The sequence below is a fragment of the Shinella sp. JR1-6 genome (genome assembly GCF_004284735.1).
In the GTDB taxonomy this organism is placed as follows: Bacteria; Pseudomonadota; Alphaproteobacteria; order Rhizobiales; family Rhizobiaceae; genus Shinella.
This window is the reverse complement of the sequence record NZ_SHMI01000002.1, coordinates 125,604-142,431: the sequence shown is the minus strand read 5'-3', so window position 1 is coordinate 142,431 and position 16,828 is coordinate 125,604. Positions and strand designations below refer to the sequence as shown.

Annotated in this window: 15 protein-coding genes; 11 read left to right on the top strand and 4 right to left on the bottom strand. The window is 64.1% G+C overall.

Going from position 1 to position 16,828, the window contains the following annotated elements; all coding sequences use genetic code 11:
• Positions 1 to 173 precede the first annotated feature (173 nt).
• The 11 genes from EXZ48_RS03395 to EXZ48_RS03340 all read left to right on the top strand — a co-directional run bounded on the left by EXZ48_RS03395 (position 174) and on the right by EXZ48_RS03340 (position 11,181).
• Complete coding sequence (locus EXZ48_RS03395) at positions 174 to 2,135, top strand: FAD-dependent oxidoreductase (protein ID WP_130514318.1); 1,962 nt, start codon at positions 174 to 176, stop codon at positions 2,133 to 2,135.
• 159 nt (positions 2,136 to 2,294) lie between these two features.
• Positions 2,295 to 2,912: a helix-turn-helix domain-containing protein gene (locus EXZ48_RS03390; RefSeq protein WP_130514317.1), complete on the top strand. Its 618-nt coding sequence runs from the start codon at positions 2,295 to 2,297 to the stop codon at positions 2,910 to 2,912.
• Positions 2,913 to 2,954: 42 nt separating this feature from the next.
• Positions 2,955 to 4,028, top strand: a complete 1,074-nt coding sequence (locus EXZ48_RS03385) for an extracellular solute-binding protein (protein WP_130514316.1) — start codon at positions 2,955 to 2,957, stop codon at positions 4,026 to 4,028.
• A gap of 206 nt (positions 4,029 to 4,234) precedes the next feature.
• Entirely contained in the window at positions 4,235 to 5,101 is an 867-nt protein-coding gene (locus EXZ48_RS03375; RefSeq protein ID WP_245461913.1) for an ABC transporter permease, read from the top strand.
• Between the two features lie 3 nt (positions 5,102 to 5,104).
• A complete protein-coding gene (locus tag EXZ48_RS03370; protein WP_130514315.1) occupies positions 5,105 to 5,890 on the top strand; it encodes an ABC transporter permease in 786 nt (261 codons plus the stop codon).
• Positions 5,891 to 5,893: 3 nt separating this feature from the next.
• Positions 5,894 to 7,009, top strand: coding sequence for an ABC transporter ATP-binding protein (locus EXZ48_RS03365; protein ID WP_130514314.1), 1,116 nt, complete (start codon positions 5,894 to 5,896; stop codon positions 7,007 to 7,009).
• A gap of 17 nt (positions 7,010 to 7,026) precedes the next feature.
• Positions 7,027 to 8,412 (top strand): FAD-binding oxidoreductase, encoded by a 1,386-nt coding sequence (locus tag EXZ48_RS03360; protein WP_130514313.1) that lies wholly within the window; start codon positions 7,027 to 7,029, stop codon positions 8,410 to 8,412.
• Between the two features lie 19 nt (positions 8,413 to 8,431).
• Positions 8,432 to 8,791, top strand: coding sequence for a cupin domain-containing protein (locus EXZ48_RS03355; protein WP_023513895.1), 360 nt, complete (start codon positions 8,432 to 8,434; stop codon positions 8,789 to 8,791).
• 96 nt (positions 8,792 to 8,887) lie between these two features.
• Positions 8,888 to 9,484, top strand: coding sequence for a DJ-1/PfpI family protein (locus EXZ48_RS03350; protein WP_050744698.1), 597 nt, complete (start codon positions 8,888 to 8,890; stop codon positions 9,482 to 9,484).
• Between the two features lie 22 nt (positions 9,485 to 9,506).
• The gene (locus tag EXZ48_RS03345; RefSeq protein WP_023513893.1) at positions 9,507 to 9,857 is read left to right on the top strand and encodes a ribbon-helix-helix domain-containing protein; all 351 of its coding nucleotides are present in this window, start codon (positions 9,507 to 9,509) and stop codon (positions 9,855 to 9,857) included.
• 301 nt (positions 9,858 to 10,158) lie between these two features.
• Positions 10,159 to 11,181 (top strand): LLM class flavin-dependent oxidoreductase, encoded by a 1,023-nt coding sequence (locus tag EXZ48_RS03340; protein WP_050744697.1) that lies wholly within the window; start codon positions 10,159 to 10,161, stop codon positions 11,179 to 11,181.
• A gap of 175 nt (positions 11,182 to 11,356) precedes the next feature.
• Here the strand turns inward: EXZ48_RS03340 and EXZ48_RS03335 are convergent, their stop codons facing one another.
• From EXZ48_RS03335 to EXZ48_RS03320, 4 genes are all read right to left on the bottom strand, one after another.
• Positions 11,357 to 13,540 carry a TonB-dependent siderophore receptor gene (locus EXZ48_RS03335; protein WP_130514312.1) on the bottom strand — a complete coding sequence of 728 codons (2,184 nt, stop codon included), beginning with the start codon at positions 13,538 to 13,540 and terminating at the stop codon, positions 11,357 to 11,359.
• 160 nt (positions 13,541 to 13,700) lie between these two features.
• A complete protein-coding gene (locus EXZ48_RS03330; RefSeq protein WP_130514311.1) occupies positions 13,701 to 14,585 on the bottom strand; it encodes an AraC family transcriptional regulator in 885 nt (294 codons plus the stop codon).
• A 132-nt stretch (positions 14,586 to 14,717) separates the two neighbouring features.
• Entirely contained in the window at positions 14,718 to 16,223 is a 1,506-nt protein-coding gene (locus EXZ48_RS03325; protein ID WP_050744695.1) for a tripartite tricarboxylate transporter permease, read from the bottom strand.
• 9 nt (positions 16,224 to 16,232) lie between these two features.
• A complete protein-coding gene (locus EXZ48_RS03320) occupies positions 16,233 to 16,694 on the bottom strand; it encodes a tripartite tricarboxylate transporter TctB family protein (RefSeq protein WP_130514310.1) in 462 nt (153 codons plus the stop codon).
• Positions 16,695 to 16,828: the final 134 nt, after the last annotated feature.

The following is a 16,828-nucleotide window of genomic DNA, read 5'->3' as shown; positions in this document are numbered from 1 at the left end:
AGAATAGAGCGCGTGGCAACAGATTTTGCCGTTAGTAAAAAAAGTCATCGATTTTTTACTTTGGATAAAATATAAGCACCTGGCTTCGCTCAATCAGGATGGGAGGACTGAATGATGGAGAATGCACGGACCGATCGCGCCATGCGCCACTGTCGCAAGACCGGGAGCGCAGCATGACTGCGTCCGCCGCCTTTCCGAACCTCTTCCAGCCGCTGACGATCCGCGGCGTGCGGCTGAAGAACCGCATCATGTCCACCGGTCACGACACGACGCTGCCGACCGATGGCCGCGTCAACGCGGCTCTCGTCGCCTACCACGAGGCCCGAGCCAAAGGCGGCGTCGGTCTTATCGTCTCACAGGTGGCCGGCGTGCACGAGACGGCGCGCTACACCTCGCACATGCTGATGGCGACGGACGACAGCTGCATCGAGGGCTATCGCAAACTGGCGGAAATCTGCCACGCCCACGGCTGCGCGCTCTTCTCGCAGCTTTTCCATCCCGGCCGGGAGATCATGGAGGGCGGCGACGGCCTGCTGACGGTCGCCTATGCCCCCTCCGTCACGCCCAACGAGCGGTTTCGCGTCATGCCGCGCGCGCTCGACCAGGCGATGATCGACGAGATCGTCGCCGGCTATGGCGCGGCCGCCCGGCGCATGCTGGAGGCCGGTGTCGACGGCGTCGAACTGGTGGCGAGCCACGGCTACCTGCCGGCGCAATTTTTGAACCCGCGCGTCAACCGCCGCACGGATGCCTATGGCGGCGCGCTGGAAAACCGGCTGCGTTTTGCCGAGGAAGCGCTGAAGGCGATCCGCGCCGCCACATCGGAGGATTTTGTCGTCGGCCTGCGCATCAGCGCCGGGGACCGCGATGAAAACGGCCTCACCCCGGACGAGGCGCTCGACGGCTGTCGCCTGCTCGAACCGCTGGTCGACTATGTCAACGTCACCGCCGGCACCTCTGCCTCGCTCGGCGGCGCAGTGCATATCGTGCCGCCCATGGCCTATCGCAACGCCTATCTGTCCAGCGACGCCGCCCGCTTCCGCAAGGCGCTGAGCGTACCGGTCTTCGTCGCCGGCCGTATCAACCAGCCGCAGGAGGCCGAGGCCGTCATCGCCGAGGGCGCAGCCGATGTCTGCGGCATGACGCGCGCGCTGATCTGCGATCCCGAGATGCCGGCTAAGGCCGAAGAAGGCCGCACGGACGATATCCGTGCCTGCATCGCCTGCAACCAGGCCTGCATCGGCCATTTTCACCGCGGCGTGCCGATCTCCTGCATCCAGCATCCGGAGACCGGCCGGGAACTTGCCTTCGGCACGCTGACCCCGGCCGCCCGGCCGAAAAAGGTCATGGTGATCGGCGGCGGGCCGGGCGGCATGAAGGCCGCCGCCATCGCCGCCGCACGCGGCCATCAGGTCACGCTCTATGAAGCCGCAAACCAGCTCGGCGGGCAGGCCCTGCTCGCCCAACAATTGCCGCGCCGCGCCGAATTCGGCGGCATCGTCACCAACCTGTCGCGCGAACTCGAACTGGCGCAGGTGCGCGTGGTCAAAGGCGTTCGCGTCGATGTGGCCCTTGTCGAACAGGAAAGGCCGGACGCCGTCGTGCTCGCGACGGGCGCGAGCCCCTACCTGCCGGAAATCCCCGCCGACGACAGCGTGCAGGTGGTCGATGCCTGGCAGGTGCTGCGCCGCGAAGCCAAGACCGGCAGCCGCGTCGTCGTCGCGGACTGGCGCTGCGACTGGATCGGCCCCGGCATTGCCGAACTGCTGGTCAACGAGGGATGCAGCGTCGATCTCGCCGTCAACGGCACCCACCCCGGCGAGCTTCTGCCGCTCTATGTGCGCGACAACATCGCCGCTGAGCTGCACAGGAAGGGCGTCGGCATCACGCCCTATGCCCGGCTCTACGGCTGCGACGGCGGCACAGTCTACCTGCAACACACCGTCAGCGAACAGCCGATCCTCTTTGAGGAGGTGGATACGCTCGTCCTCTGTCTCGGGCATGCGCCAAACGACGCGTTGCGGACGATGCTGACTGGACTGGTCCCGGAGATCCATCTCATCGGAGACTGTCTGGCGCCACGCACCGCCGAAGAAGCCGTCTATGACGGATTGAAGGCTGGAACCGCTCTCTAAGTTGCCATTTTGAAACGGCTTTGCTGCCGAACGCCCTTCCGCCAAGCAGATATCCGCCGAGGGCGGATCCCGGGCAGTTCGGGAAAATCGTTGCACCTTGATTTTAGCAGTTGCCAAAATGCCATTCACTTAATACGCTGTTAAGTGAGGAGCAAAACCATGGACGACATCGCGGTCGCGACAAGGAACCAGGCTGCCGTCGGCGAGAAGGTAAAAGCCTTCCGCACCGCCCGCCGCATGTCGTTGCGCACGCTGGGCGAGGCGACAGGCACGACCGCAAGTTTCCTCAGCCAGCTCGAACGCGGCCTCAGCGGCGTCAACATCAGCACGCTGATGCGCATTGCCGGTGCGCTCGGCATCAGCCTGACGGACCTTTTCGAGGAGGCCGCCCCGCCCGTCGGCCGCGTGCTGCGCAAGCATGAACGCCCGGCCCTGCCGCCGGCCGAGGGCTATCGGAAAATGCTTCTGTCACGGCGGCCGATCCGCGACATGGAAGTCTATATCGGCGAATTCGATCCCGGCGGCTCGACGGGCGACAAGCCCTACAGCCACGGGGATTCGCATGAACTCTTCTTCGTCCTGCGCGGCGAGGTGGAACTCACCCTCGGCGAGGAACGCCATGTGCTGTCGGCCGGCGACAGCATCGAATATCCGACCTCGGTTCCGCACAAGACCGTCAATATCGGCAAGGAACCGGCTGAAGTGCTCTGGATGATCGCGCCGCCCACCAGCGTCGCCGATGACCTCGACAAATACCTGCCACGGCCGGGCTCGTAACCGCGGCAGGAACAATTCACGCGAGCGCTACTGGGAGTATCGATGATGAAGAATTTTGCGAGGGCTTTTGCCCTGACGATGACGTGCGCCCTGGCGTTGCCGGCGTTTGCACAGGAAAAGCCGGTCGCCGGCGAGGTGAAGGAAGGTTCGCTCAAGGGCAAGACGCTGACCTTTGTCTCCTATGGCGGCATCTACCAGGACGGCCAGGTCGCCGCGCTCCAGGAGTTCGTCACGAAATCCGGCGTGACGCTGCTGAACGACGGCCCGACCGAGATCGCCAAGCTCAAGGCCCAGGTCGATGCCGGCAACGTCACTTGGGATGTGGTCGACACCGCCGACCTGCCGCCCTATGTGCATTGCGGCACGCTGTTCCAGAAGCTGGACTTCTCCAAGCTCGACGTTTCGAAAATCCCGCCCGGCCAGGTCGGCGAATGCTCGGTTCCGGCGATGAACTACGGCGTCGTGCTGATGTACAAGAACGAGACCTACAAGGACAATCCGCCGAAGAGCTGGGCCGACTTCTTCGACACGGAAAAATTCCCGGGCGTGCGCGCCATCGACGGTTCCGGAGATCCGACCGGCGGCCTGATCGAGCAGGCCTTCAAGGCTTCGGGCGGCGATCCCAAGGCGATGACGCCTGACGATATCGAGAAGGGCATCCAGAAGCTGCGCGATCTCGGCCCCGACACGATCTACTGGAAAACCGGCGCGGAGAGCCAGCAGCTCGCCGAATCCGGCGAGGCTGACATGGTAATGATGTGGACTGGCCGCGCCATGACCGCGGTGAAGAACGGCGCCGCCTATACGCCCGTCTGGCAGGACTGGCTGGTCGTGATGGACCAGATGACCATCCCGGTCGGCGTCAAGGATACGGATGCCGCCTACGCGCTGCTGAATGCCTATCTCGGCGCGAATGCCCAGGCGATCCTCACCGAAAAGACCTCCTACACGCCGATCAACCTCGACGCCAAGCCGAAGGTCGACGACACCACCGCCGCCTTCCTCACCTCGACGCCCGAGCGCATCGCGCAGGGCTATCAGCAGAACATTCCGTTCTGGGTGAAGAATTTCGACCTCGCCGCGGAAAAGTGGAACGCGCTGCTTTCCGGTAACTGAGGCCTGCGGCGGCGACTGCCCCTCACCCTAACCCTCTCCCCGCAAGCGGGGAGAGGGGACCTGCCCCACGAACCGGTTCTCATTGCGGAAAACGGTGCGGCCTATCCCCTTCGCCCCGTTTACGGCGAGAAGGTGGCCGGCAGGCCGGATGAGGGGCCAGCCCAACTGAGAATGCCGCCACCCAACCGAACCCACAGGAGACGACCGTGACCGACACGCCTGACAGGCCCGCTCTCCTCACGCGATGGCGCCCCCGCGGTGCGGTGTGGCTCGCGGCCCCCGCCGTGCTGGTGCTGCTCGTCGCCCTCGCCTATCCGCTGGCGATCGTCGTGGTGCGAAGCTTCACCGATCCCGCCCCCGGCCTCGACAACTATGTCTGGTTCTTCCAATCCGCCGTGAACCGCACCGTGCTGCAACGCACCTTCGTCGTCGCCGCCTGGGTCACGCTCGTCTCCCTCATCTGCGCCTATCCCTATGCATACGCCATGACCATCGTCGGCAAGAATGTGCGCCTCGCGCTCATCCTGTGCGTGCTCGTGCCCTTCTGGCTGAGCGGCGTGGTGCGCACGCTGGCCTGGGTCATCCTCTTGCAGGATTCCGGCGTCATCAATTCCTTCCTGCGCGGCATCGGCCTGCCGCCGGTTAAGCTGATCCGCACGCTGCCCGGCGTCATCATCGGCATGACGCAGGTGCTGCTGCCCTTCATGATCCTGCCGATCTATTCCGTGATGAAAGGCATCGACACGCGCCTGCTCCAGGCCGCCCGCAGCCTCGGCGCAAAACCCTGGAAGGCCTTTTTGCAGATCTACGTGCCGCTGTCGCTGCCCGGCGTCTATGCCGGCGTCATCATCGTCTTCATCCTGTCGCTCGGCTTCTACATCACCCCTGCCCTTCTCGGCGGTCCGCGCTCGACCATGCTGTCCTCGCTGGTGCAGAACCAGGTGCTGAGCCTGCTCAACTGGGGCCGCGGCGGCGCCATGGGCGTCGTGCTGCTCGTCGCCACCTTCGTGCTTCTCGCCATCGCCGCCCCGCTGATGCGCCAGAAACATTCCTCAAGCCGCAGGGAGGCGTAAGAGATGCCGTCCTTCCCCCGCGTCCTCCTCGGCCTGTTCTGCCTGCTCGTCGCCGTGCTCCTGCTCGCGCCGACGCTGGTGGTCATCCCGATGTCGTTCAACGGCAACAAGTCGCTCGCCTTCCCGCCGGTCGGCTTCTCCTGGCAATGGTACGACAACTTCTTCCGCAATCCCGACTGGACGACGAGCTTCTCCAACTCGCTGATCATCGCCCTCATCGTCGCGGTCGTTGCGACGATCGTCGGCACGCTCGCCGCCTTCGGCGTCTCCCGCGCGGCGGCGCGCACCGGCGGCCTGCTGCGCGCCCTCCTCATCACGCCCATGGTGGTGCCCGGCGTCGTGCTGGCCATCGGCATCTACGCGGTCTATCTCGACGCCCACCTCGTCGGCACGGTCACCGGCTTCGTGCTGGCACACACCATGCTCGCCATCCCCTTCGTGCTGATCGCCGTGCAGGCCAGCCTCGAGGTCTTCGACCGGCGCCTGGAAACCGCAGCCGCCAGCCTCGGCGCCGGCCGGCTGACCGTGTTCCGCACCGTCACGCTGCCGCTCATCCTGCCCGGCATCCTCTCCGGCGCGCTCTTCGCCTTCATCACCTCGTTCGACGAGATCATCGTCGCACTGTTCATCACCAGCCCGTACCTGAAAACCCTGCCGGTGCAGATCTACACCTCGATCACCCGCGACGCCGACCCGACCGTCGCCGCCGTCGGCACGCTTCTGTTCCTCGCGACCTCGCTCATCATCATCGCCGGCCTGCTTCTCGGCATGCGCCGCGGAAGGACCTGACCCATGACCGCACCCCAACGCTCGGCCGGCGCCGCGATCGAAATCCGCAAGGCATCGAAACGTTACGGCGCGTTCACCGCCCTCAACGACATCGACCTGCACATCCGCCCCGGCGAGTTCATGACGCTGCTCGGCCCCTCCGGCTCCGGCAAGACGACGACGCTGAACCTCATCGCCGGCTTCACCGACATCAGCTCCGGCACTCTGGAAATCGGCGGCAAGAGCGTGACGGGCCTGCCCTCGCACAAGCGCAATATCGGCGTCGTCTTCCAGCACTACGCGCTTTTCCCGCACATGACGGTGGGAAAGAACGTCGCCTATCCGCTGGCATTGCGCGGCATCCGGGGCGAAGACCGCGAGCGCCGCGTCAAACGCGCCCTCGACATGGTGAAGATGGCCGATTTCGCCCATCGTTACCCCAACGAACTCTCCGGCGGCCAGCAGCAGCGCGTGGCGCTCGCCCGGGCGCTGGTCTTCGATCCGCCGCTCCTCCTGATGGACGAACCGCTCGGCGCGCTCGACAAGAAACTGCGCGAATGGCTGCAACTCGAAATCAAGCGTATCCACCGCGAACTCGGCACCACCTTCGTCTACGTCACGCACGATCAAGAGGAAGCCCTCGTGCTCTCCGACCGCATCGCCGTCTTCAACGGCGGGCGCATCGAGCAGATCGGCACGGGCCGCGAACTCTACGACCACCCCGCGACACTCTTCGTCGGCCGCTTCATCGGCGAATCCACGGTTCTCCGCGGCAAGGCCGAGGTCTCCGGCAACGACACGGTGATGACCATCGGCGATCAAAGGATTCTTGCCCATGGCCGCCTTCCCGGCGATGCCCGCCCGGTCATCCTGCTGCGGCCCGAGCGCGTGGCGCTGAAACGCCCCGGCATGGACACTCTCCCCGGCGAAAACCGCCTGTCCGGCACGGTCGCCGAGGCGATCTATCTCGGCTCCGGCTCGAAATACGAGGTGCGGCTGACGGACGGCACGGTCGCCGTGGTGCGCAGTCCCCTCGGCGCGACCGATTTTGCCATTGGCGACACCGTCGACATCGCCTTCACCCCCGCCGACCTCATCCTTCTTCCCGACGATGCCAGCGCCGACGTGACGCTGACCTGAACCCGAAAGCCTCTCCCATGGACGTCAAGACCAACGGTGACATCTCCTTCTGGTATGCCGATATCGGCGGCATACCGCAAAAGCGCCCTCCCCTGCCCGGCGATCGCGAGGCCGATGTCTGCATTATCGGCGCCGGCTATACGGGCCTGTGGACGGCCTACTACCTGAAGAAGGCCGATCCCTCGCTCGACATCGTCGTGCTGGAACGGGAGTTCGCGGGCTTCGGCGCATCCGGACGAAACGGCGGCTGGCTATCCGGCGGCTTCGGATGGTCCCGCGACAAATATCTGAAAACCTCGACGCGCGGCGCGGTCATCGACATGCAGCGCGCCATGGCGGGCACGGTGGACGAAGTGATCCGTGTCACCGAGGCCGAGGGCATCGACGCCGATATCCGCCGCGTCGACAATTTCACCGTCGCCACCAACGCGCCGCAGCTCGCCCGCGCTCGCGAGGAGTACCAGTTCTATCTCGATTGGCAGATGCCTGCCGAGCGCCTGGAAATGCTCTCCGCAGAGGAGGCCGCAAAACGCATCCGCATCGCCAACGTCCAGGGCGGCTTCGTCATCCGCGACACCGCGCGCGTGCAGCCGGCCAAGCTCGTGCGCGGGCTCGCCAATGTCGTCGAAGCCCTCGGCGTTCCGATCTTCGAAGGCACCGCGGTCACCCGCTTCGAGAAGGGCCGGGTCGAAACCGACCGCGGCACGGTACGCGCGGCGAAAATCATCCGTGCCACTGAAGGCTTTTCCGCCGGCTTCCCTGGCGAGGAGCGCACCTGGCTGCCGCTGAACAGCGCCCAGATCGTCACCGAGCCCGTGCCGGAAGCGCTGTGGCGGGAGATCGGCTGGGAAGGCCACGAACTGCTCGGCGATGCGGCGCATGCCTATTGTTACGCCCAGCGCACCCGCGAGGGTCGCATCACCATGGGCGGGCGCGGCGTGCCCTATCGTTTCGGCTCGAAGACCGATGTGAACGGAAAGACGCAGCAGGCGACCATCGACGCCCTGCATGCCATCCTCACGCGCCTGCTGCCGCAGACGAAACCGCTGAAGATCGACCATGCCTGGTGCGGCGTGCTCGGCGTGCCGCGCGACTGGTGCACGACGGCCGGCTTCGACCGCTCGACGGGCATCGGCTGGGCCGGCGGTTATGTCGGTCTCGGCGTCTCCAGCTCCAACCTTGCCGGCCGCACGCTCTGCGACCTCGTGCTCAACCGTGAGACGGAGCTGACCGCCCTGCCCTGGGTCAACCGCACCGTGCGCAAGTGGGAGCCGGAACCCTTCCGCTGGCTCGGCGTGCATTCCATGTACCAGCTTTACCGCATCGCCGACGAGCGCGAGTTCGCCGGCCTGCCGCACACGTCGAAACTCGCGGCGCTTGCCGACACCATCACAGGCCATTGAGCCAGAGACAGGACGAACCATGATCAGCTTCGAAAATTTCGGCGACCTCCTCCAACGCGATATCGGCGCCTTCGTCGCAAAACCCACCTCCATCGAGGGCGAGCAGCAGGAGGCAACGCTGCCCCTGTGGACGAGCCCGGACGGCAAGATGGAGACGGGCATCTGGGAATGCACCCCCGGCCGCTTCACCGCCGACCGTAGCGAGATTGCGGAAATCTGCCACATCCTCACCGGCCGCGTATCGCTGCACAATGCTGACGGCACGAGCCGGGAAATCGGGGCGGGTGAAATGTTCGTGCTGCCGCTCGGCTGGCGCGGCGAATGGACGATCCACGAGCGGACCCGCAAGATCTACACGATGGTGGCGAAGGGTGTCTGACGGCGCTATCGCTGAATCTTCACTGTAGTATTCCCATAGTACCCGCTCGCATGCCGGCCTTGCTAAGCTCCTCCCATTGGTTTTGGGAGGAAACAGATGCCAGCTTCGAAAATTCTGATGATCACCGGCGACTTCACCGAGGACTATGAAACCATGGTCCCGTTCCAGACGCTGCTTGCCTGCGGCTACACCGTGCATGCCGTCTGCCCCGGCAAGAATGCCGGCCAGACCGTCGCGACCGCCATCCATGATTTCGAGGGCGACCAGACCTATACCGAAAAACGTGGCCACAATTTCACCCTCAACGCCACCTTCTCCAGCATCCGCGCCGAAGACTACGACGCGCTGGTCATCCCGGGCGGCCGCGCGCCGGAATATCTGCGCCTCAACCCCGAGGTCATCAAGGCGGTGCGGCACTTCTTCGAAGCCGGCAAGCCGGTGGCCGCCATCTGCCACGGTGCCCAGCTTCTCGCTGCCGCCGGCGTCCTCAAGGGCCGGACCTGCTCGGCCTATCCCGCCTGCCGCCCTGAGGTGGAACTTGCCGGCGGCATCTATGCGGATATCGCGATCGACGATGCGGTCTCCGACGGCAATCTCGTCACGGCACCCGCATGGCCGGCACACCCTTCCTGGCTGCGGCAGTTCATGGCTGTGCTGGACGCCGCGTCCCTGCTACAAACAGACGCTGCCTGAGGAGGCGGACAAGGAGGCCGGGATGTGTGAGCTGTTCATCAAGGCGGATGCGAAGCTCTGGGAGAGCACCACGCGCTCGCTGCGGATCGACGGCATGGTGACGAGCGTGCGGCTGGAGAATTTCTTCTGGTCGAAGCTCGAGGAGATCGCACGCCGCGATCGCATGAACGTGACCCAGCTGATCACCAAGCTGCACCATGAATCGATCGATGCCGGCCACGACCTCGGAAACTTCACATCTTTCCTGAGGGTGTGCTGCGCGCGCTATCTCGATCTCCAGCTGACCGGAGACATTCCGGCAGACGTCAACCAACCGATCGCCGGGCTGAACGCCCCGGCGATCCTCCTGCGGGAGCGGGAAAAATATCACTGAGCATGGCGGGGATCGCATTGGCGACGTTTCCGCAATGTGCAGTTTTTGAATCTTTTCCAGGGAAAACCGCACAGGGCGCATGGAGTTTCTTTCGAACCTCTGGACAAAGCCAGTTTTCCTGAACCCGGAACCATCCAAACAAGCGGTGACCGCCTGACCCTGCCGTAGCCTTTACCAGCGCAAAAGCATCGAACGGTGAACGCAGCGTTCTCGTTCCACACCTTTTCAAGCCTTGCCCGATACCCCATCTTCGCCGGCGACACCCATCCCAACGGACGCACCGGCGTCGAGGCAAACATCCATGAAGAAAATCGGTTTCCTTTCCTTCGGGCACTGGACCCCCTCCCCCCAATCCGAGACCCGCTCGGCCGGCGATACGCTGCTCCAGTCGATCGACCTTGCCGTCGCGGCGGAGGAACTGGGCGCGGACGGTGCCTATTTCCGGGTGCATCATTTCGCCCGGCAACTCGCCTCCCCCTTTCCGCTCCTTGCCGCCGTCGGCGCGAAGACGGACAGGATCGAGATCGGCACGGCCGTCATCGACATGCGCTACGAAAACCCGCTCTACATGGCAGAGGACGCCGGCGCAGCCGACCTCATCTCCCGTGGACGCCTGCAGCTCGGCATCAGCCGCGGCTCGCCCGAGCAGGTTATCGACGGCTGGCGTTACTTCGGTTACCAGCCGCAGGAAGGCCAGAGCGACGCCGACATGGGGCGACGGCATGCCGAAGTGTTTCTGGATGTGCTGAAAGGCGAAGGTTTCGCACAGCCGAACCCGCGGCCGATGTTCCCCAACCCGCCCGGCCTCCTGCGACTGGAGCCGCATTCGGAAGGCTTGCGCGAGCGCATCTGGTGGGGTGCAAGCTCGAACGCCACCGCCGTCTGGGCGGCGAAGCTCGGCATGAACCTGCAGAGCTCGACGCTGAAGAACGACGAGACGGGCGAGCCGTTCCATGTCCAGCAGGCGGCGCAGATCCGCGCCTATCGCGAGGCATGGAAGGAAGCCGGCCACGGCCGCACACCGCGTGTTTCGGTCAGCCGCAGTATCTTCGCGCTCGTCGACGACCGCGACCGGGCCTATTTCGGCCGCGGCGGCAAGGAGGCGGATTCGATCGGCTTCATCGACGACCAGACGCGGGCGATCTTCGGCCGCTCCTATGCCGACGAGCCGGACAAGCTCATCGGGCAGCTTGCCGCCGACGAGGCGATCCGGGAGGCCGATACACTGCTGCTGACCGTGCCGAACCAGCTGGGCGTCGAGTACAATGCCCATGTCATCGAGGCCATCCTGAAGCACGTAGCACCGGCGCTGGGCTGGCGCTGATTGGCTGAAACGACAAAGGCGCGTCGGATTTTCCGGCGCGCCTCGGTTTCGACGGCAAGCTCCGCCCCACCCGCCTCCGTCATCTGCAGGTCAGGCCCGCCCATGACGGAGGAAAGGTTTGCGTGCCTCATTGGCAAGCGAAAGGCGCACCGGAGCCTCGGCGCGCCTTTGCCCCTTACCAGATGCGGCTGAACTTGAAGGTAATGGTACGGCCATCGCCGTAGCCGCAGACCATGGTGGTCTGGCACCCCTTCACATACTCCTTGTCGAAGAGGTTGGTGACGTTGAGCGCCGCGCCCCAGCCGTCCTTCTCGTAGCGCAGCGCCGCGTCGGCGAGCACCACGTCCGGCACCTTCTTGGTGTTGGCGTAATCCGCCCAGGATTCGCCCTGGTAGCGCACACCGCCGCCGACGCTGAGCCCTTCCAGGGCGCCTTCCGGGATGGTGTAGTCGAGCCAGAGCGATGCTGTGACTTCCGGCACCAGATAGGGGCTGTTGCCGATCAGGGTCCGGTCGGCGTGTTCCGTCATTTCCAACTTCTGGTAGGTGAAGGCCGCCGTCGCCTTCCAGTCGTTGGCGATCTGCGCCTTCGCTTCCAGTTCGATCCCCGTCGAGGTCACTTCGCCGATCTGCGACTGCAGGAAGGTCAACGGGTCGGTGACGGTCCAGTTCTGTTTCACGAGATGGAAGACCGAAGCCGTGAGCATGCCGTCAAAGCCCGTCGGCTCGTACTTGAAGCCGCCTTCGAGCTGATAGCCTTCCTCCGGCTTGATCGGTGCTGTCGCGCTTGCACCGATAACTGGCAGGAAGAACGTCGAAACGCTGGCATAGGGGGTAAAGCCGTTGGCAAATTCGTAGGCGAGGCCTGCACGGCCGCTCGCTGCCTTGTCGTCGGAGGTGTAGCTATAGCCGACCGCAGCATCGGATTCGGTGCGCACGAAGTCGTAGCGCCCGTTCAGGGTGGCGATGAAGCCGCCGCCGAAGCGGATCTGATCCTGCGCATAGAGGCCGACCTGGCGCTGCGTCAACACCTGATCGAGATAGACGAACTTGTCACCCTGAGCGACACCGTAGAGCGGGTCGAGCACGCCAATCGGCGTCGCACCGCCCGCGGCCTGGGTCTGGTCGATCCTGTAGTATTTGAAATCGAGACCGACCGTCAGGTCGTGCTCGAGCCCGCCCGTCTGGAACGTGCCATTCAGGCGGTTGTCGAGCGCGAAGGTATCCACCTCGGTGTCGCCATGGAAACCGATGCGGGTAAACGTATCCGTGCTGCCAGCCGGCTGCTCCAGCCAGCCTGCATCCGTATCCCGGTTGTAGTAACCGTAAATGTAGGCCATGGTCTCCTCCTTCGAGAGGTGACCGTAGCGACCGTTCTGCGAGAAGGTCCAGCCGTTGTCGAAGGTGTGCTCGAATTCGTGGCCGAGCAGGAATTGCTGGTAACCGCCATCATCGGACGACGGCTCGCCATAGAAACCTTCCGGATCGATCTTGCCGAAGCGCGCCGATTCCACGGTCCCGTAGTAGGGATAGAAGCCGTTGCCGACATGCAACTGGTCCATGGCGCTGTAGAAGGCGTAGACGTTGAGCTTCGTCGCATCGTCCGGCTGCCAGGTGACCTGCGGCATGATCCCGCCGCGCAAGTCTTCCGAATAGTCGGTCGTCTGGTCACCGCCCGCAAGCTTGCCCGTAAGGCGGAAATTGACGCCGCTCCCAAGCGGCGTGTTGACGTCGAAACCGGCGAAGGCATTGCCGTAATTGTTGACGCCGATCTCGCTGTAGACCAGCTTCTCCTCGAGCGGCCGCTTGCCGACCATATTGACAAGACCGCCGGGATTGGCCGCGCCGTAGAGCACGGAGGCCGGCCCCTTCAGCACTTCCACTCGTTCGAGGAAGAACGGATCAACCTGGAAATTGCCGAACGAATAACTGAAGAGATTGAGGCTATCGAGGAAAAGCCCTGTCTGGCTGGCATCGAAACCGCGAATGTAGATCCAGTCCGTGTCCGGATCGGAGCCGAAGGGTTCGGCGAAGACGCCGGACGTATAGCGCAGCGCTTCGTCCACCTTGCCGACGACGCCGCGGTCCTCGAGTTCATCCCGGCCGATGACCGAAACGGCCTGGGGGATATCGCGAAGCGCGGTATCGGATTTCGAGCCGGTAGCGGACACCTTGGCGACATAACCCCTGACAGGTCCCGTCGCAGAGGCCTCCCCTTCCCCGCCGGTCCCCTCGACGACTACGGGATTGAGCGTCGTGCTGTCCTGGGCCGCGGCATGGCCCAGCCCGGCGAGCATGGACATTGCAACACCCGCCAAAAGCCTTGCCCGCGGCGCCGGCCCCTTCGATTTCATCATCATCTGCGCATACCCCACTCACCCGTTCGCCAGCCAGAACGGTCTTCCAACAATAAGGTGAGTGCTTAACTCAGTTTTAACGATCGGGCTTGTCGCATTCCGCGAAAATTGTACGTTCTTGGGCAATTTTCCACGGAGCGAACAATCGCCCGACCGCGCAAGCTCAGGTCAGCTGCACTTTCTGCCAATGGGCCGGGGTCGTGCCGAAATTCTTGCGGAAAACCCGGGTGAAATGCGCCTGGTCGGCAAATCCGGTCTCGACGGCGATCTCCGTCAGAGGCTGATCACCTTGCAAAAGCAATTGCTTGGCCCGGCGCAGCCGCGCGTTCACCTGCCATTGATGGGGCGCAATGCCAGTCGATGCCTTGAAGGCATGGCTGAAATGGGATTGCGACAGGCCGATCAGGCTGGCGAGTTCCTCCAGCCGGATGTTGCGCAAGCAGTTTTCTTCAATGAAGTCGGTCGCGCGACGAAGTTGCCAGCCCGCCAGTTTGCCGCGCTTACGGCCCGGCATCTTACCCAACTTCATGACATCGATGATCAGCGCCAGCGCCAGACCGTCGCCATAGAGATCATGCAGCGGCAACGGATTGATGCATTCGGCAGCGATGAGCTGCGCCAGCGAAAACAGGCGGTCATCGGAGAAGAACAGCTTCGGGGTGGCGAGCCGCTCCGGATCGAGATCCTCCGCCAGGCGCCGGCCAACCGTTTCCACATCGAAATGCAGGTCGAGATGGCGCAGGAACTGGTGATCGGCGAGATCCGCCCAGAGTTCAAAATTCGCGGGGATGTAGGCAATCGGGCAATGCCGCCAGTCCTCGACGGATTCGCTCCCCCCGGGCGCGAGGCGAATGCGAGAATCGCCCGGCCCCTGCTTGTCGAGCAGGATGAAAAGCCGCGGGTCCCGGCCGACATAATAGCCGCCTGCATGGGCCGCGCATTCGACATCCCAGACATCAGCGACGATGCCGTTCCAGTGACGACGGTTGAGACCGCCGACGACGGAAAAGCCCTCGATCCTGTTCTGCATGCGCGGCTGGAACGTCATCTTCCCCTGCTGATATTCCTTCTATTTTTCCTCAAGTTTTTTAACCCGGTTTCTGCCGCAATGCAATATCGCTAAAATGCGAGGAGGAGCGGCTCGTCGCCACTCCTCCCCTCCCCCGCAGGTTTTCCTGTTTCAGTCTTCTTCTTGGAAAACCTCTTCACGCTTCTTCTTGACCGAAGGCAGGAAGACGATGATGAGAACGGCCAGCGCCAGTGCCAGCAGAATTGCGCTGATGGGACGTGTGACGAAGGTGGTCGGGTCGCCGCGCGACAGGATCATGGCGCGGCGCAGGTTCTCCTCCAGCAAAGGCCCGAGCACGAAGCCGAGCAGCAGCGGCGCCGGCTCGCAGCGCAACTTGACCAGCAGATACCCGCCAAGGCCGAACAGCGCGACCGCATAGAGGTCGTAGACGTTCGAGTTGACGCTGTAGACGCCGATAGAGCAGAACGCCATGATGATCGGGAAGAGCACGTAGTAGGGCACCGTGAGCAGCTTCACCCAGAGGCCGATCAGCGGCAGGTTCAGCACGACAAGCATCAGGTTGCCGATCCACATCGAGGCGATGATGCCCCAGAACAGCGTCGGCTGCTCGGTCGCGACATTCGGCCCAGGCACGATGCCCTGGATGATCATCGCCCCGACCATCAGCGCCATGACGGGATTGGCGGGGATGCCGAGCGTCAACAGCGGGATGAACGAGGTCTGGGCACCCGCATTGTTGGCCGATTCCGGTCCGGCGACACCTGCAACCGCGCCGTGGCCGAACTCTTCAGGATGATCCGATACACGTTTTTCCACCGTGTAGGACGCGAAGGCCGCGAGGATCGCCCCTCCCCCCGGCAGGATGCCGAGCGCCGAGCCGATGGCCGTGCCGCGCAGCACCGGGCCGACCATGCGCCGGAAGTCGTCCTTCGTCGGCCAGAGCCCGGACACCTTGGCCATGATGAGGCTGCGTGTCTTCTCCCCCTCGAGGTTGCGCAGGATCTCGGCGATGCCGAAGACGCCGACCGCAACAGCAACGAAGTTGAGCCCGTCGGCATATTCGCGAATGCCGAGGGTGAAGCGCGGCGTGCCGGTATAGATGTCCGTACCGACGAGGCCGAGCAGCAAGCCCAGCGCCACCATGGCCAGTGCCTTGACGATCGAGCCGTGGGCCAGCGCGATGGAGGAAACCAGACCGACGACCATCAGAGAAAAGTACTCGGCAGCGCCAAATTCGAGTGCGATGGCTGTCAGGGGAATGGCAAAGATCGCGACGAGGAAGGTGGAGACTGTGCCGGCGAAGAACGAGCCGAGCGCAGCGATGGAGAGCGCCGCTCCTGCCCTGCCCTTGCGAGCCATCTGATAACCGTCGATGGCGGTCACGGCGGATGAAGACTCGCCCGGCATGTTGATCAGGATCGCCGTGGTCGAGCCACCATATTGCGCGCCGTAGTAGATGCCGGCGAGCATGATCAGTGAAGAGACCGGCTCCAGCTTGAAGGTGATCGGCAGGAGCATGGCGATGGTCGCCGTCGCGCCGATACCGGGCAGAACGCCGATCAACGTTCCGAGCAGCACGCCGATCAGGCAGAAGGCGAGGTTTTCCGGCGAGGCCGCGGTGGAAAAGCCGAGCGCGAGATTGCTGACAAGATCCATGCGCGCCTCCTAAAGCCGGGTCCAGGGGCCGAAGCGTTCGAACGGCAACCCGAGGGCGTAGCTGAACACCAGGACGGAAAAGAGCGTGATCGCCCCTGCAAGCACCAGCGCCATCAGCGGCTTCATGCGCGTCGAGGCGAAGGCGGCGATAAGCGCGGCGAAGAACAGCGACGGCACGAAGCCGAGCCCGCGCACGGTGAGCCCGAAGAAAACGGGCGCCGGCAGAATGAACAACATGCCGCGCAGCGCCAGCGGGGCCATGGGCTCGCCCTGCACCCGTGTCGCCTGCGCCAGCACGACGACGCCGAGCAGCGTCAGGATCGCGGCGAGGATCAACGGGAAGTAACCCGGCCCCATGCGGAAAGCCGTGCCGAGCTCAAGGTTGAGGCATTGATAGATAAAGAAGCCGCCAAGCGCGATAAAGGTCAGGCCGCAGATCGCATTGGTACCGTCGAACTGTAATTGTTTCATGGGTTCCCCTCTTCCAGCGGCCGGGACGGGCCGCGCAGGCGGTCAGGGCTCGTGGCGACATCGACTGCCGCTGCGAGCCGCTCCGTGCACCGCCGTGTCGTTTCCGTCATCTCGACGGAAACGACACGCCACGG

Coding starts and splice junctions, on each gene's coding strand:
- EXZ48_RS03395 (WP_130514318.1), top strand. CDS start 174: ATGACTGCGTCCGCCGCCTTTCCGAACCTCTTCCAGCCGCTGACGATC.
- EXZ48_RS03390 (WP_130514317.1), top strand. CDS start 2,295: ATGGACGACATCGCGGTCGCGACAAGGAACCAGGCTGCCGTCGGCGAG.
- EXZ48_RS03385 (WP_130514316.1), top strand. CDS start 2,955: ATGATGAAGAATTTTGCGAGGGCTTTTGCCCTGACGATGACGTGCGCC.
- EXZ48_RS03370 (WP_130514315.1), top strand. CDS start 5,105: ATGCCGTCCTTCCCCCGCGTCCTCCTCGGCCTGTTCTGCCTGCTCGTC.
- EXZ48_RS03365 (WP_130514314.1), top strand. CDS start 5,894: ATGACCGCACCCCAACGCTCGGCCGGCGCCGCGATCGAAATCCGCAAG.
- EXZ48_RS03360 (WP_130514313.1), top strand. CDS start 7,027: ATGGACGTCAAGACCAACGGTGACATCTCCTTCTGGTATGCCGATATC.
- EXZ48_RS03355 (WP_023513895.1), top strand. CDS start 8,432: ATGATCAGCTTCGAAAATTTCGGCGACCTCCTCCAACGCGATATCGGC.
- EXZ48_RS03350 (WP_050744698.1), top strand. CDS start 8,888: ATGCCAGCTTCGAAAATTCTGATGATCACCGGCGACTTCACCGAGGAC.
- EXZ48_RS03345 (WP_023513893.1), top strand. CDS start 9,507: ATGTGTGAGCTGTTCATCAAGGCGGATGCGAAGCTCTGGGAGAGCACC.
- EXZ48_RS03340 (WP_050744697.1), top strand. CDS start 10,159: ATGAAGAAAATCGGTTTCCTTTCCTTCGGGCACTGGACCCCCTCCCCC.
- EXZ48_RS03335 (WP_130514312.1), bottom strand. CDS start 13,540: ATGATGATGAAATCGAAGGGGCCGGCGCCGCGGGCAAGGCTTTTGGCG.
- EXZ48_RS03330 (WP_130514311.1), bottom strand. CDS start 14,585: ATGACGTTCCAGCCGCGCATGCAGAACAGGATCGAGGGCTTTTCCGTC.
- EXZ48_RS03325 (WP_050744695.1), bottom strand. CDS start 16,223: ATGGATCTTGTCAGCAATCTCGCGCTCGGCTTTTCCACCGCGGCCTCG.
- EXZ48_RS03320 (WP_130514310.1), bottom strand. CDS start 16,694: ATGAAACAATTACAGTTCGACGGTACCAATGCGATCTGCGGCCTGACC.